The organism is Hyphomonas polymorpha PS728 (assembly GCF_000685315.1).
Lineage (GTDB): Bacteria > Pseudomonadota > Alphaproteobacteria > Caulobacterales > Hyphomonadaceae > Hyphomonas > Hyphomonas polymorpha.
In genome coordinates, this window is record NZ_ARYM01000019.1 from 59,321 (window position 1) to 73,285 (window position 13,965).

The 13,965-nt window shown below is 64.5% G+C and carries 16 protein-coding genes; 8 read left to right on the forward strand and 8 right to left on the reverse strand.

The annotated features are described in order from the left end of the window. Nucleotides 1-2: 2 nt before the first annotated feature. A complete protein-coding gene (locus tag HPO_RS20570) occupies nucleotides 3-167 on the reverse strand; it encodes a hypothetical protein (protein WP_157532868.1) in 165 nt (54 codons plus the stop codon). 84 nt (nucleotides 168-251) lie between these two features. Here HPO_RS20570 and HPO_RS15010 point away from each other — a divergent pair, with 84 nt between their 5' ends. The 6 genes from HPO_RS15010 (at nucleotide 252) to HPO_RS15035 (ending at nucleotide 5,074) form a co-directional block, all read left to right on the forward strand. Beyond that, on the forward strand, nucleotides 252-1,775 hold the full coding sequence (locus HPO_RS15010; protein WP_035600443.1) for an AarF/UbiB family protein: 1,524 nt from the start codon (nucleotides 252-254) through the stop codon (nucleotides 1,773-1,775). A 141-nt stretch (nucleotides 1,776-1,916) separates the two neighbouring features. Then, on the forward strand, nucleotides 1,917-2,246 hold the full coding sequence (locus tag HPO_RS15015) for a hypothetical protein (protein WP_035600445.1): 330 nt from the start codon (nucleotides 1,917-1,919) through the stop codon (nucleotides 2,244-2,246). A gap of 118 nt (nucleotides 2,247-2,364) precedes the next feature. Further along, nucleotides 2,365-3,591 carry a bifunctional phosphopantothenoylcysteine decarboxylase/phosphopantothenate--cysteine ligase CoaBC gene (gene coaBC / locus HPO_RS15020; protein ID WP_035600448.1) on the forward strand — a complete coding sequence of 409 codons (1,227 nt, stop codon included), beginning with the start codon at nucleotides 2,365-2,367 and terminating at the stop codon, nucleotides 3,589-3,591. Nucleotides 3,592-3,990: 399 nt separating this feature from the next. Continuing rightward, nucleotides 3,991-4,446: a dUTP diphosphatase gene (gene dut / locus HPO_RS15025; RefSeq protein WP_035600450.1), complete on the forward strand. Its 456-nt coding sequence runs from the start codon at nucleotides 3,991-3,993 to the stop codon at nucleotides 4,444-4,446. Nucleotides 4,447-4,556: 110 nt separating this feature from the next. After that, the gene (locus tag HPO_RS15030; protein ID WP_035600453.1) at nucleotides 4,557-4,757 is read left to right on the forward strand and encodes a hypothetical protein; all 201 of its coding nucleotides are present in this window, start codon (nucleotides 4,557-4,559) and stop codon (nucleotides 4,755-4,757) included. 86 nt (nucleotides 4,758-4,843) lie between these two features. Continuing rightward, on the forward strand, nucleotides 4,844-5,074 hold the full coding sequence (locus HPO_RS15035) for a hypothetical protein (protein ID WP_035600457.1): 231 nt from the start codon (nucleotides 4,844-4,846) through the stop codon (nucleotides 5,072-5,074). Nucleotides 5,075-5,086: 12 nt separating this feature from the next. Here HPO_RS15035 and HPO_RS15040 read toward each other — a convergent pair whose 3' ends face one another. The 5 genes from HPO_RS15040 to HPO_RS15060 all read right to left on the reverse strand — a co-directional run bounded on the left by HPO_RS15040 (nucleotide 5,087) and on the right by HPO_RS15060 (nucleotide 9,602). Continuing rightward, nucleotides 5,087-6,424, reverse strand: a complete 1,338-nt coding sequence (locus HPO_RS15040) for an ATP-dependent DNA helicase (protein ID WP_035600462.1) — start codon at nucleotides 6,422-6,424, stop codon at nucleotides 5,087-5,089. A gap of 4 nt (nucleotides 6,425-6,428) precedes the next feature. Then, nucleotides 6,429-6,848: a GNAT family N-acetyltransferase gene (locus tag HPO_RS15045; RefSeq protein WP_035600463.1), complete on the reverse strand. Its 420-nt coding sequence runs from the start codon at nucleotides 6,846-6,848 to the stop codon at nucleotides 6,429-6,431. 152 nt (nucleotides 6,849-7,000) lie between these two features. After that, nucleotides 7,001-8,404, reverse strand: coding sequence for a dihydrolipoyl dehydrogenase (gene lpdA, locus HPO_RS15050; protein ID WP_035600466.1), 1,404 nt, complete (start codon nucleotides 8,402-8,404; stop codon nucleotides 7,001-7,003). Nucleotides 8,405-8,497: 93 nt separating this feature from the next. Next, complete coding sequence (locus HPO_RS15055) at nucleotides 8,498-8,860, reverse strand: hypothetical protein (RefSeq protein WP_035600469.1); 363 nt, start codon at nucleotides 8,858-8,860, stop codon at nucleotides 8,498-8,500. Nucleotides 8,861-8,945: 85 nt separating this feature from the next. Then, complete coding sequence (locus tag HPO_RS15060) at nucleotides 8,946-9,602, reverse strand: hypothetical protein (protein ID WP_035600471.1); 657 nt, start codon at nucleotides 9,600-9,602, stop codon at nucleotides 8,946-8,948. Between the two features lie 139 nt (nucleotides 9,603-9,741). Between HPO_RS15060 and HPO_RS15065 the strand changes: the two genes are divergently transcribed. Both HPO_RS15065 and HPO_RS15070 read left to right on the forward strand, forming a co-directional pair. Continuing rightward, on the forward strand, nucleotides 9,742-10,515 hold the full coding sequence (locus HPO_RS15065; protein ID WP_035600473.1) for an SDR family oxidoreductase: 774 nt from the start codon (nucleotides 9,742-9,744) through the stop codon (nucleotides 10,513-10,515). 158 nt (nucleotides 10,516-10,673) lie between these two features. Further along, a complete protein-coding gene (locus tag HPO_RS15070) occupies nucleotides 10,674-11,396 on the forward strand; it encodes a hypothetical protein (RefSeq protein WP_035600476.1) in 723 nt (240 codons plus the stop codon). On the opposite strand, the gene HPO_RS15075 is transcribed toward HPO_RS15070, so the two are convergent. Continuing rightward, nucleotides 11,393-12,637, reverse strand: a complete 1,245-nt coding sequence (locus HPO_RS15075; RefSeq protein WP_241767936.1) for an MFS transporter — start codon at nucleotides 12,635-12,637, stop codon at nucleotides 11,393-11,395. The genes HPO_RS15070 and HPO_RS15075 overlap by 4 nt on opposite strands. 95 nt (nucleotides 12,638-12,732) lie before the next feature. Beyond that, nucleotides 12,733-13,965: MFS transporter (locus HPO_RS15080; protein WP_241767937.1), on the reverse strand; the 1,233-nt coding region annotated here is incomplete at its 5' end.

Here is a 13,965-nt window from a genome sequence, read left to right on the forward strand (position 1 = left end):
CGTCAGTTGCCGTCGATATCGATGCCATCTTCGCCGATGGAGATTTCCAGCTTGTCTTCACCGCCGGGGCCTTCGGTGAAATAGTAGATGCCGAAACCAACGGCGCCGGCCACCAGAAGGCCGACAATAAAATACAGAAACTTGTTGGATGAGGGGGATGCAGACATGCTTTTTCTCCGTCTCCTGAAGATGCAGGTAAGCCAACAACGCGCACGCGGCGCGATTGGTTCCAAAGGGCAGGGTACCGTCTGATGGGCATGTTTTCCGATTATCGCCGGCTGATCCGCGCGGGCACTTCGCTGGCGCGCCATGATGTGGTGCTTCCCGGTGAGTATCAGTCCCGCCTGCCGCTGCCGGCGCGCATTGCCGGGGGCATGCTGCGCATCATCGGCGGCGGTGCCAAGGGGCGGCCGGGCGAACGCCTTGCCTATGCGCTGGAACGTCTGGGCCCGGCCTATATCAAACTCGGTCAGTTCCTTGCCACGCGGCCGGATGTGTTCGGGTCCGAAGTTGCCGGTGATCTTGCCCGCCTGAAGGACAAGCTGCCACCTTTCTCTATGAAACAGGCCCGCGCGGCGCTGGCCGCCGAATTTGGCGCCGAAGAAGCCCTCCGCCTTTTCCCCAATCTTTCAGAGCCTGTCGCGGCCGCCTCGCTGGCGCAGGTCCACCGGATGCCAATGCCGGATGGAGACCGCGCGGTAAAAATCCTCCGTCCCGGGATAGAGCGCCAGCTTATGCTGGAGCTTTCCGCCATGCGCCGCGCCGCGCGCACCCTCGAGGGCGTTTCCACCGAAAGCCGCCGCCTCAAACCGGTTGCCTTCACCGAAACCATCGCCAGCGCCATGCTGCGCGAGACCGATCTGCGCCTGGAGGCGGGCGGCGCCGACGAGATGCGGGAGGTCTACCGCAAGACCGGTTTCTTCCGTGTGCCGAAGGTGGACTGGGAGCGGACCGGCAAGCGCGTGATGACCGCCGAATGGATCGAGGGTACCCCGCTGACAACGCCCGGCGTGCTTGATCAACCCGGCATCGACCGCAAGAAGCTCGCCAACGACATCACCCAGGGTTTCCTCGCCAGCGCCATCAATTACGGCGTCTTCCATGCCGACATGCATGAAGGCAACGCGATCCTCACGCCGGATGGCAAGATTGCGCTCGTCGATTTCGGCATCATCGGCCGCATCGGCAATATCGAGCGCCGCTTCCTCGCCGAAATTCTCTGGGGCTTCCTGAAGCGGGATTATGTGCGCATCGCAGAGGTGCATTTCGAGGCAGGCTATGTGCCGCCAAACCAGTCTGTCGGCGACTTTGCCCAGGCTCTGCGCTCGATCGGAGAGCCGCTGTTTGGCCGACCTGCCGAGGAAGTCTCGATGGGCCGCGTACTGCTCCAGCTGTTCGATTATACCCACACGTTCGGCATGGCCCTGCGCCCGGAGCTGGTTCTCCTGCAGAAAACCATGGTGCAGGTCGAAGGCGTCGCGCGCACGATTGACCCTACCCACAATATCTGGAACGCGTCCGAGCCCGTGATCGAGGCCTGGATGCGCCGCAATTTCGGCCCGGAAGGCGCCGCCCGCCTGATTTCGGAAAACGTCCGTGAAGTGACAAACCGCCTCAAACGCCTGCCCGAGGTGATGGACCGGTTCGAGAGAAGCCTCGACGCGGAGCCCGCCGCCCCGCCCCCGCGCGAGCGCTTTGCGCCCTGGTGGGGCTGGTTCGGGCTCGTCCTCGCCCTTGCCGGTCTTGCCGTCTGGGCGATTGGTCTCGCCAACTGATCTGCGCGGGCAATCTCAGGCGAATTTCTCGCGGCTGCGGCGCCCGGCCCCTCATGAGGTTCCCGCCTCAGGGGTAACCGCTTCGCGCTGTTAAGACTTCGGTTACCATTCCGGCTCCGCCACCAGAAGGGAGCCGGATCCATGAAGCTCGCCATTCTCCTCGCCGCTGCCAGCGCCCTGGCTCTGCCCGCGTTTTCCCAGCCGCTCGCCGGCGGCAATTGCAGCAAGGCGGTCCAGCTGGACGTGTCAGAGATGACCAAAGGCGGCGTGATCGTGATCACCGGCCCCTGCGCCGAGGCAGGCCCCGCGCGCGAAGTCATCCATGTCGCTCGCCCCGGAGAACCGATGGCCACCACGGTGGTGATCCGCCGCCGGGAAGGGGTCTCGGCTCAGCAAAGCGCTATCATCAAGGTGTCTGACCGGGGCGACTTTTCCGGATCGAGCCAGGCCCGCATCATCCGCGTCCCCTGAGCCAGGCCAAATCTTGCCGGAAAGTTGAGACGGGCCGCGCATTCGCAGGGATTTAATGGGGGCCCGGCAAGGTTTTTGCGCTAGGAATGGCGCAGGTCAGACCCGATATAGCGGACATATGAGCGCCAAACGCATCCTTCTCGTCATCGGCGGCGGCATTGCCGCCTATAAAAGCCTTGAGCTTATCCGCGAGCTTGGGCGGCGCGGTATTGGCGCGCGCGTGATCCTGACGAAGGCCGGCACCGAATTTGTCACTCCGCTTTCTGTTGCCGCCCTCTCCGGCGAAAAAGTCTACACCGAACTCTTCAGCCTGACCGACGAAACCGAAATGGGCCATATCGAGCTTTCCCGTTCGGCGGACCTGCTCGTCGTCTGTCCCGCGACCGCGGATCTGATGGCAAAGGCGGTTCACGGCCACGCAAACGACCTCGCCTCCACCGCGCTGCTCGCCACCGACAAGCCGGTGCTGATGGTGCCCGCCATGAATGTGCGCATGTGGCAGCATGCCGCCACCCAGCGCAACATTGCCCAGCTGCGCGCCGATGGCGTCACCGTGATGGAGCCCGATGTCGGCCCGATGGCCTGCGGCGAGTTCGGCCCCGGCCGCCTGCCGGATGTGCCCCGCATTGTTGCAGAAATCGAAGCGATGCTCCGTCCCCGGTCAAAACGTCTCGCGGGCCGCCACGCCCTCGTCACCGCCGGCCCGACGCGGGAGCCGCTGGACCCCGTGCGCTACATTTCCAACCATTCCTCCGGCAAGCAGGGCTATGCCATCGCCGCCGCGCTCGCCGCTGAAGGCGCCCGCGTGACGCTAGTGTCCGGTCCGGTCTCGCTTCGCGCGCCCGAAGGCGTGGATCTTGTGAAGGTGGAAACCGCGCGCGACATGCTCAAGGCCTGCGAAGATGCTCTGCCGGCAGACATTTTCGTCTCCGTCGCCGCCGTAGCCGACTGGCGCCCGGTCAAAGCTGCCGACAAGAAGCTGAAGCTGAAAGGGGAGGGCAAATCCCCCGCCATCGAGCTGACCGAAAACCCTGACATCCTGCGCACGCTCAGCCACAAGAAAAAGAAACGCCCGGCGCTCGTCATCGGCTTTGCCGCCGAAACGCATGACCTTGAACGCCATGCCCAGGAGAAACTCGCCCGCAAGGGCTGCGACTGGATCGTCGCCAACGACGTTTCCGGCGATGTCATGGGCGGCCTGGAAAACGAGATCGCCCTGATCACAAAAGACGGCATCGACCGCTGGCCCCGCATGGCCAAGGAAGAGGTCAGCGCGCGCCTTGCTCAAAAGGTCTCTGAGGCCTTGGGTAGGGATAGAGACGGCCTGAGTCTGGCGCAGCAGTAGACCCTTCCCCCTGGCCCGAAGAACTGGTACTTTCTTTTTATGAGTGCCCGGTCAATCACAAACTCAAGGGCTGTGTGGCTACTCGTTGCTTTGCTTAGCGGCCTGATTTCTGGCGGCCTACAATTGCAATGGTGGCTCGGACTTACGCGTCTGCCGACTGAATTTGTTGTGATCGTAGCAGGGCCCTTGGGCGTGATTTGGCTGTTTAGTCTGGCTGGTTGCTTCGCCCGTTTTCCTTTGAAAGCCGTCGCCATTTTTCTTCTAACTTGTCCAACACTGATCGGACCAGGAATTATATTTGGCATTGTCGCTAGCTGCGCGATTTTTAATAGGTGTATCTAATTTCGTGTGGCGGCGGTGATCTTGACTCTCCCCCAGAGTCTCCCCACGCCTCGGCGCATGACTGATGTGACCGTTGAAGTGCTGCCGCTGCCCCATTTTGCCGGGCTTGATCTTCCTGCTTACGAGACGGCGGGCTCTGCCGGGATGGATGTGCGCGCCGCTGTGCCGGACCGTGAGCCGGTGGTGCTCGCCCCCGGCCAGCGTGCCATGGTGCCGACCGGTCTTTCGGTGGCGATCCCCGAAGGCTATGAGATCCAGGTCCGCCCGCGCTCGGGCCTTGCCGCCAAGCACGGGCTCACCTGCCTCAACACGCCCGGCACGATCGACAGCGATTATCGCGGTGAGATCAAGGTGATCCTGATCAACCTCGGCGCCGAGCCCTTCACCATCCAGCGCGGCGAGCGCATTGCCCAGCTCGTGCTGGCCCCGGTCACGCGCCTTGCCTGGTCGCAGGTGGATCAGCTCAGCGAGACCGCGCGCGGGGCAGGCGGCTTCGGCTCTACCGGGCGCTGAAGCGCGGCTGAAAAATTCCTGATCAAAAAAACTGGCCCGCCGCGATCAATTTTTCTTGAACGGCGGGTCATCCTCCCCACATATTGAATATCAATAAGGAGGGAGTGCTCATGGCTGCTGCGTTTTACTTCTTCATCGGCGCGCTGGTTTTCTGGCTGGCGTTTCGCTCCGGCTCCCGGCGCGCGGCGCAGACGCGTCCCGACCCGCGCGAGGCGGACATCGAACGGCTCAACGCCCGCGTCCGCACGCTGGAGCAGATCATCACCGACCGGGACTGGCGCCTGCGCCGGGACATTGATGGCCTGGGTTGATCCCCGGATTGATCCCGGCGCCGAGACTGGCCGGGGCGTCCGTCCCACGTTATACCTACCCAATCCGCGCATAGAGGAGGCGCCCTATGGACCCGTTTAGCATGGTTGTTGCCATCGTCGCGATCAGCGTCGGCGCCGGTATTCTGAACACCTGGATCAAGGCCCGCGCCCATGCGCCGGCAGATATGGCAAGCCAGTCCGAGCTCGCTGCCATGCGCGCCGATGTCGACAAGCTGAAAGACCGGGTGCGCGTTCTGGAAAAGATCGTGACCGATCAGGAACGCCAGCTGTCTGAAGAAATCCGCCGCCTCGCCTGAGGCGGGCCGGGCTTACAGCAGCGCGCCTTCATCCTTGCGGAACTTTGCCAGGAGGTAAGCGGGCGTCTCGTCGATCTTGTCGAGTTCGCCGAAGGCAAAGGCGTCCCGGTCCAGCACCAGGTCACGCGGGCGTAGCGGCCGGGAGATTTCCAGCCCTTCCAGCGTGCGCGCGCGCGAGAAGGCCACATAGGCCTGTCCGTGGGCGAACATTCCGGAATCAAAGTCGATGAACACCTTGTCCAGGGTGAGGCCCTGCGCCTTGTGGATCGTCACGGCATAGGCGAGCCGCAGGGGCATCTGCTTGAACGTGCCAACAACTTCCCGCTTCACCTTCTTGGTGTCCATCTCGAAATCGTAGCGGTATTTCTCCCAGGCCACAGGGTCGATCTCATAGGCTCGCCCGTCGATCTCCACGATCACCGAGCGTGAGCCAAACCCTGCCACATAGGCGAGTGTGCCGTTCACCCAGCGCCCTTCGGGATCGTTGCGGATCATCATAACCCGCGCGCCCACACGCAGTTCGAGGTCAAGCTCCGTGGGATAGCTTTTCTCGTCAAACTGGCCCTGAACGGTCGCGGCAAACACCTTGCGTTCGCCCTTCAGGCTCGCCAGGCGGCTCTGATTGATGCGGAAGGTATTGGCATTGTTCGGGGTCAGAACAACATGCGTATCAGACGCTTCAGCGGCGCTGCGCCCGGAGACGAGCCGCTGCAGCACCGCCTCATCGGCCGGCGTCACGCGCCCCGTCCGCAGCGCGCCCAGCAGCGCCAGAAAGCGCGGTTCGGCCTGCCGGAACACATGTTTCAGCGCCAGCAGCGAAAACTCCGCCTCGCGAAAGGCGGGGGCGTTGAAGAAATACGAGCCGCCAAACCGGTCTGCCAGGATCGGTCCTTCATCGGCGGAAACAACCGGGGGCAGCTGGTGCAGGTCGCCTGACAGGATCATCCGTGCCCCGCCAAAGGGCCGTTTCGATCCGCGATTGAGCTTCAGGCTGCGGTCGATGGCGTCCAGCATGTCGGCCCGCACCATCGAGATTTCGTCGATCACCACCGTCTCCACCGCGCGCACCACGCGGGCGTTCGGCAGGCGCCGCACATCCTGCGGTTCCACAAGGCGGGGGGGCAGCTTGAAGAAGGAATGGATCGTTTGGCCGCCGGCATTCATCGCGGCGACGCCCGTGGGCGCCAATACGACGGCCTTGTCGCCGGCCTCAGCTAGGAATTTGCGCAGCAGGGTGGTCTTGCCGGTGCCCGCGCGACCGGTGAGGAACAGGTTGCCCTGCGCGCCTGCCCCCCGCGCGACCCATTCGGCAGGCGCGGCATAGACCGTATCCGGGGTGGCGGGTGTCATCCCCTCAGGGGCCGACAAGGCGCATCTGGCGCGCCCGTCCGGCCCCGCCGGTGCTCGCCACAACCTGCCAGCCAAGCGCCTCATAGGCGCGGCGGGCCGTCATATTTTCAGAATCCACGTCCAGGCTCAGCGCGCCGGTCGCCTCGATCCGTGCCACTTCCAGGAGGCCGCGGGCCACCCCGCAAAAGCGCCAGTCGCGGTCCACGAACAAATGGTCCACATAATCTGTCGGCACCTGCAGTGTCAGAAAGCCGATCACGCCGGCATTGGGCTCCTCGGCCACCCAGGCTGGCTGGGTTTCCAGCGCCCGGCGCAGCGCCAGATGCTGCCCCCGGTGGCGCTCCCGCCAGGGCATATCCGTCAGGCAATCCGTGAAGATGTCACGGCATTCGGGGATGTCCGCTGTTTCCAGCGGCCTGATCATCCATCCGGCTCCGAAGTGAGTATACATGGCCGCCAAAGTAAGAGGCTGGACACGCTGCGTCCAGCGGCAAGCGCGGTAAAACACAGCTGCGCACATCTGCCATGCGCGGCTCCGGCGGCAAGGGACGCCCCTGCCGCCGGGGCAGGGGCAGGTTACATCTGCATGGTCCAGCCTTCGACGCCCATTGCCGCCTGGCGGATGGCCTCGGAAAGCGTCGGGTGGGCATGGCTGGTGCGGGCAATGTCTTCAGAGGCCGCGCCGAATTCCATTGCCACACAGACTTCTGCAATCATCTCGCCCACGCCCACACCGATCATGTGCGCGCCGAGGATCCGGTCGGTGCCTTTTTCGGCAAGAATCTTCACGAAACCCACGGTCTCATGGTTTGTCCGGGCACGGGAGTTTGCCATGAAGGGGAACTTGCCCTTCTTGTAGTCGATGCCGGCGGCTTTGAGTTCTTCCTCATTCTTGCCGACCCAGGCGATCTCGGGGCTGGTGTAAACCACGCTCGGCACCAGGTCATAGTTCACATGACCGGCCTTGCCCGCGATCAGTTCGGCCACGGCCGTGCCATCATCCTCGGCCTTGTGGGCCAGCATCGGGCCGGGAATACAGTCGCCCACCGCCCACACGCCATCGGCCACCTTGAAATGATCGGTCACTTCGATCACGCCGCGCTTGTCGGTCTTGCCGCCAACGTTTTCAAGGCCGAGGCCTTCCGTGTACGGCTTGCGGCCGATGGCGACGATCACGATGTCCGCGTCCAGCGTTTCGCCCGCGCCGCCCTTGGCGGGTTCCACGGCGACTTTCAGCTTGGTCTTGGTCTTCTCGATGCCGGTCACCTTGGTGCCGAGCTTGAAGGAGAGCCCCTGTTTCTTGAAGGCGCGCTCGGCTTCCTTGGCGACTTCGGCGTCAGCGGGCGGCAGGATGCGGTCGAGATATTCCACCACGGTCACTTCCGAGCCAAGCCGCGCCCAGACCGAGCCCATCTCCAGGCCAATCACGCCCGCGCCGATCAGCACCAGCTTCTTCGGCACGGCCTTGAGGCTCAGCGCGCCGGTGTTGGAAACAACGCGCTCTTCGTCGATCTCGATGCCGGGCAGGGTGGCGGGTTCTGAGCCGGTCGCGATGACGATGTTTTTCGTTTCGAGAACCTGTTTCTTGCCATCGGCATCGGTCACCTCGACCTTGCCTTTGCTCAGGATCTTGCCCTTGCCTTTGACGTAATCGACCTTGTTTTTCTTGAACAGGAACTCGATGCCTTTGGTGAGGCCGTCCACAGCGTCGGATTTCTGCGCCATCATCTGCGTCAGGTCGAGTTCGACCTTGCCGGTCTTGATGCCGAGGCTGGCAAACTCGTTCTGCGCCGCACTGAAAAGGTGGGAGGCGTGCAGCAGCGCCTTGGAGGGAATGCAGCCGACATTCAGGCAGGTGCCGCCAAGCGTGCCGCGCATCTCGATGCAGGCGACCTTGAGGCCAAGCTGGCCGGCGCGGATGGCGCAATTGTAGCCGCCAGGTCCGCCACCGATAATGACGACGTCATAGGTCTCTGCCATGGGAAAATATTCCTTTGAGAAGGCTGGTCCGAATCTGGCGCCAACCTATGCATTCTCGTCCCGAAATCAATCTGCAAAGGCCGAAATCTGGACCTAGCTTCTGCGGATAAACAGGAGAATGCCCGTCAGTACGATCATTGCGGCGGCGCCAAGAACTTCATCCAGCCAGATGCTGGCATCTGCCCCGGCCAGCACAAAGGCGGCCGCAAGGGCGGTAAACAGCACGGTGCCGATCAGGGCGACCACTGCGCCGAAGCGCACATTTGCCGCCGCCAGCAGGCCGCCGAGGATGGCAACGCCCGCGGCCACGAAGCGCCAGCCATTGAGCAGGTCAATCGCCTGGGCCAGCGGGCTGCCGCGCGAGGTCATCATCAGCACGCCCTCCAGCCCCTGCCACAGCAGCCAGCCGGAAACAGCAGCAAGCCCCAAGCCCGCAATACGGCGAATTGTCAGCATGTCTTGCCTCCCCACGGGCATATCGTTGCCGCGAAGGGTAGGGCGAAGCGGGCGGGACTGCAACGGGCGTGCGATGCCGCGAGGCCTAGCCCTCGTCGTCCTCTGCGATGTCCAGCTGGCCCCGGCGCCGGGCGATGGCTTCGGCGCGGCGCTGTTTCTTGCGGCGGGCCTGGGCGATGAACATCGCGCGCTGGCGCTGCACGACGACATCGGCGATGAACACCGGCGGGCGTTTGCGCGGGGGCGCGGCCACCACCGGCGCGGCCTGGTAGACCGGGGCAGGCGCTGCTTCCAGCATCTCGCGCTCCTCGGCAAGTTCTTCCGGCGAACGGTAGCGCAGCTCCCAGACGGCAATCAGCAGCAGCAGGGCAGCTGCGGCCAGCCCCGCCATAGCGCCTTCGCCCGCGCTGGGGTTCAGCCACCATTCGGGGTCGAAATGCACCAGGAAGATCGTCGGGATCGAAGCGGCCATGCCCATGATGTACCACAGCACGGCGCCCGGCTTGCGCGCGGCAATCGTGGCGGCAGCGGCATAGTAGCAGACTGCGGCCAGGAGATACGCCCCGCCATGGGCAATGCCCAGCTTGCGCCAGTCGATGGCATTGAGGCCGCCGGCCACATCATCGGTCACGATCCAGCCCATCACCATCACGATCGAGGGCCAGCGTACCGCCGTCATCGCGCCGAACGCAAAGGCGATGGCGAGCGCGGTCAGCAGGAGGGAAATGAGGCGCCGTGGCATTGGGCCTGCTTATCATGGGTAAGGTAAGCCCCCGCTGAACGGATCGTTTGAAATTTCACCGATCTGGCAAAGGCCGGGCTTGGCGAGCGGGGAAGCGGGCTGCTAGGGCTGGAACCAGCAAAAATCAGGAGGAATTTCCATGGGCCGCGTTGCAGGAAAAATGGCACTCATCACCGGCGGGGCGCAGGGCCTCGGCGAAGCAACCGCGCGCATGTTCGCCTGCGAAGGCGCCAAGGTGACGGTGACAGACATCAACGGCGAGGGCGCGGCCAGGGTCGCCGCCTCGATCAACGAGGCCCATGGCGCGGGCACGGCCTTTGCCTTCCAGCATGACGTGACCAGCGAGGAACAGTGGAAAGACATCACCCAGAAAGCGCATGACGCGATGGGCGGCCTCAACATCCTCGTCAACAATGCCGGCATCGGCGGGCTCGGCTCGGTCGAGGACGAGACCTATGAGCGCTTCAAGAAGGTGCAGGCGGTGGATGTGGATTCCATTTTCCTGGGCTGCAAATACGCCATCCCCCTGATGCGCGCCCACGGGCTTGGCTCCATCGTCAACATCTCGTCCATCGCCGGCATCATCGCCAGCGCCAATTACGTGTCCTACAACACGGCCAAGGCGGCGGTGCGCCACATCTCCAAATCCATCGCGCTGCACCTGGCCAAGACCGGCGGCCAGATCCGCTGCAACTCCGTGCACCCCGTATTCATCAACACGCCGATCCTCGATGGCATCAAGGAGATGTTCGGCGAGGAGAAGGGGCTGGAAAAGCTCGCCCGGCAGGTGCCGCTCGGCAAGGTGGGGGAGCCCGACGACATCGCCTATGCCGTGCTCTATCTGGCTTCTGACGAGTCCAAGCTGGTTACCGGCGCGGAACTGAAAGTCGATGGCGGCATCAGCGCGATGTGATCGCTCCATCAGCCCGGACCGGCCTGCGAGGCTGATCCGGGCGCATTTCCCAAATATCCCGCCGCAAATCCTCTCGCCGTTATAGACAGCCTCGGGCAAATCACCCGAAGAGGAACCCTCACACCTGATTGCGCGTTGGTCGTGCCAGGAGGGGTTCCATGAAGAAATCTGGTCTCTGTCTCGCCGCTCTGTTTCTGGCCGCCTGCGCCAATCCGCCGGAGGAGCGCGCCCCGCTTGGCGCCGCCGCGATCGATGCGCCGGCAAACTGCGCCCCGCCCTCAAGCTTTGGCGGCTTCCTCTTCTGGATGGAGCCGCCCGCTGTGCCGCCCGGCGCCAGCCTGGTGCTGCAACCCTGGTTCACGCCGCAGCCCGGTGTGATGGAGCCTGTTCCCGGCGCCTGTCTTGAGGGCGTGGCCATCGCAGGCCCCGCAACGCTGGAGGCGGATGGGCGCACCGTGAAGATCAATGCCGATGCCGACCCCGGCGCCGCCGTGCAGGTGGAAGGCAAGGTCGGGGATGCAAGTCTTTCGGGCCGCATCCTCGTCTATCTGGCAGAGGCCCAGCCGCTGGTGGGCAAGTGGGCGCAGGCCGAGGAAGCCTGCACGCAGGCAGGGGCAGAGCCCGTCCGGGAACTGATCTTCCATCCAGATGGCACCTTTGCCCTGACCTGGACCCCGTTTGAGGTCTACAAGGATTACTGGGGCACCTACACCTTTGAAGACGGCACGCTGACGCTCATTCCCGATGGCGGCAATCACATTCCGTCAGACGCCAGTTTCTCGGGCAAGGTGGAGCTGGACAGCGACGCGCTGAAGCTTTCGCCGTCGGTCTTTGGTTCTCCGGCGCGGGGCAGTGCCTGCGCGGCGCCGTTTGCGCGCTAGTCCTGCGCCAGCGGGCGGCGCGCCGTGACCAGCATGGCATAGACTGCCAGTGAGCCGACCAGAACAGCAGAGGCAATCAGCGGCAGGGCGTGGTTGAGCTGGTAAAGCCCCGCACCGATCAGCGGCCCGAAGATGAACCCTGCCGGCGGCGCGGCGGACAGCAGCGCAGCGGCCGCCCCCTGTTCCTCCCGGCTGACCGACAGGCTGCCCAGCGCATTGGCCGACGGGATGGCGAGGGCCGAGCCTGCCCCGATCAACAGAAACGCCGCACACAGAACAGGGAAGGCGTGGAACACATCCGCCGCGATATAGCCCACCGCCACCATGGCCAGGCCGATCCACAGCACCTTGCGCGGATCAGGCCTGCGCCGTGCGATATAGCCGAACTGAACTGCGATGGTGGCCACCGCCATGCAGGAAAACACGATCCCGGTGTAAAGCACCGCTGTCTGGCCCACGGCTGCGGGATCGTCCCCGGCGAGGGCGTACCGGTCTTCGATGAACCAGCCGAGCGTCTGCTGAACCATCCCGACACCGATGAAATAGGAGACGAGGAACATCAGGTGCGGGCGCACGCGCGCGTCAAACATCGACAGCGGTTTGGGCCGGGCGGCATTGCGGGGCCGCTTCACCGTGCGAGGGAGGGAGAAGCCCAGCAGGATGCCGATCAGGATACAGAACACGATCGTGCCCCAGAGCGGGGCGAGCGCGCCGAAGGGCGCCAGTGCCGCGGCGCCCGCGGGCCCGAGGATCGAGCCGATGCTCATGCCCGCGCCCAGCATGCCAAGACCCGCCGCGCGGTTCAGGGGCGTGGTCGCGTCCGTCATCGCCGCCATCGAGGCTGGCTGCAGGCCTGGCGTCAGCAGGCCAAACCAGAGGCGCACGAAGATCAGCGTCAGCATCAGGGATGTGCCAGTGATCACCCCGGCAAGGCCTGCCTCAAGCGTGAAGAGGAACGCCATGTTGGTGACGCCCATGGCGATCAGGGAGAACACCATCACCCGCTTGCGGCCCACCCGGTCGGCGATGCGGCCCCAGCGGGGGATCATCACCGCATAGAGCAGGGTAGAGAGGGTGAGGATGGCCGCCACCTCCACTTCGCCGAGGCCCGCCTTGCGCGTCAGCGGGGCGACCACCACGAAATTGATGCTCATGCCTGCGCCCATGGCAATGGTCGCCAGCATCAGCATGCCCCTCTGGAAGGCCGTCAGCGGATGCAGCGGCGTTTCGGTATCTGCCATGTTGTGGTTTTCCCCCGCCTTCTTCTGGCACAGGCTATGTTGCCCCCCGCTGGTTGCCAAACCCTTTTCCGCCCCGCTTGTCCTCGCGGCAGGCTTCAGTCCGGCGAGAGGGGCTTTCGCGCCGTGACCAGCAGCGCATAGATCGCCAGCGCGCCCACCAGCCCTCCCGCCGCCAGCAGGGGCAGGGCATAGTGAAGGCCGTAGAGCCAGGCGCCGATCATCGGTCCGAAGATGAACCCGCCGGGCGGGGCAATGGCCAGCAGCGCGGCGGCGGCGCCCTGTTCCTCACGGCTGACCGACAGGCTGCCCAGCGCATTGGCAGACGGGATGGCCAGCGCCGCGCCTGCCCCTACGAGCAGGAAGCAGGCATACACTACATAGAGCTCCCGGAAGGCATCTGCCCCGAAATAGCCGGCAGACACCATCGCCAGCCCCAGCGGCAACACCTTGCGCGGGTCGGGCCTCACCCGGTTGATATAGCCGAACTGCACGATCAGCGAGGCAACCGCGTAGCAGGCAAAGGTGATGCCGGTATACAGCACGGCGGCCTGCCCGGCGGCCTCGCCCATGGTTTCAGTCAGCCGGTAGCGGTCCTCGATGAACCAGGCGAGGGTCTGCTGCATGATGCCGATGGCCACGAAATAGGTCAGCAAGAAGATGAGGTGCGGGCGCATCCGCCGGTCGGTCAGTGACAGGGGCTTCGGGCGGGGCGCATTGCGGGGCCGCTTTATCGTTTTCGGCAGGGTGAAGCTGATCAGTATACCAATGATCACGCAGAACACGATTGTGCCCCAGAGCGGGGCCAGCGCCCCGAAAGGCGCAAGCACGGCAGCCCCGGCCGGGCCGACGATGGAGCCGATGGCCATCGCGGCGCCGATCATGCCCAGGCCCGCCGCGCGGTTGGCCGTGGTGGTGGCGTCCGTCATCGCGGCCATCGCGGCGGGCTGAAGGCCGGGCGCCAGCACGCCAAACCAGGCCCGCACGAATGTCAGCGTCAGGAAAAGCGTGGTGCCCGTGATCATCCCGGCCAGCCCTGCCTCCAGCGCGAAGAGGAAGGCCATATTGGTCAGCGCGGTGGCAAACAGGGAGAAGATCATCACCCGCTTGCGCCCGACGAGATCGGCAATCCGGCCCCAGAGCGGGATCGTCACCGCGAAGAGAACGGTGGAGAGGGTCATCACCGCCGCCACTTCCATTTCGGAGAGGCCCGCCTTGCGGGTCAGCGGGGTGACCACCACAAAATTGATGCTCATGCCCGCGCCCACGGCAATCGTGCCCAGCATCAGCATGGCCCTCTGGAAGGCGGTCAGCGGATGCAGCGGCGTTTC

Coding starts and splice junctions, on each gene's coding strand:
- HPO_RS15030 (WP_035600453.1), top strand. CDS start 4,557: ATGGCTGCTGCGTTTTACTTCTTCATCGGCGCGCTGGTTTTCTGGCTG.
- HPO_RS15035 (WP_035600457.1), top strand. CDS start 4,844: ATGGACCCGTTTAGCATGGTTGTTGCCATCGTCGCGATCAGCGTCGGC.
- HPO_RS15055 (WP_035600469.1), bottom strand. CDS start 8,860: ATGCTGACAATTCGCCGTATTGCGGGCTTGGGGCTTGCTGCTGTTTCC.
- lpdA (WP_035600466.1), bottom strand. CDS start 8,404: ATGGCAGAGACCTATGACGTCGTCATTATCGGTGGCGGACCTGGCGGC.
- HPO_RS15070 (WP_035600476.1), top strand. CDS start 10,674: ATGAAGAAATCTGGTCTCTGTCTCGCCGCTCTGTTTCTGGCCGCCTGC.
- HPO_RS15045 (WP_035600463.1), bottom strand. CDS start 6,848: ATGATCAGGCCGCTGGAAACAGCGGACATCCCCGAATGCCGTGACATC.
- HPO_RS15060 (WP_035600471.1), bottom strand. CDS start 9,602: ATGCCACGGCGCCTCATTTCCCTCCTGCTGACCGCGCTCGCCATCGCC.
- HPO_RS15015 (WP_035600445.1), top strand. CDS start 1,917: ATGAAGCTCGCCATTCTCCTCGCCGCTGCCAGCGCCCTGGCTCTGCCC.
- coaBC (WP_035600448.1), top strand. CDS start 2,365: ATGAGCGCCAAACGCATCCTTCTCGTCATCGGCGGCGGCATTGCCGCC.
- HPO_RS15040 (WP_035600462.1), bottom strand. CDS start 6,424: ATGACACCCGCCACCCCGGATACGGTCTATGCCGCGCCTGCCGAATGG.
- HPO_RS15010 (WP_035600443.1), top strand. CDS start 252: ATGGGCATGTTTTCCGATTATCGCCGGCTGATCCGCGCGGGCACTTCG.
- HPO_RS20570 (WP_157532868.1), bottom strand. CDS start 167: ATGTCTGCATCCCCCTCATCCAACAAGTTTCTGTATTTTATTGTCGGC.
- HPO_RS15065 (WP_035600473.1), top strand. CDS start 9,742: ATGGGCCGCGTTGCAGGAAAAATGGCACTCATCACCGGCGGGGCGCAG.
- HPO_RS15075 (WP_241767936.1), bottom strand. CDS start 12,637: ATGGCAGATACCGAAACGCCGCTGCATCCGCTGACGGCCTTCCAGAGG.
- dut (WP_035600450.1), top strand. CDS start 3,991: ATGACTGATGTGACCGTTGAAGTGCTGCCGCTGCCCCATTTTGCCGGG.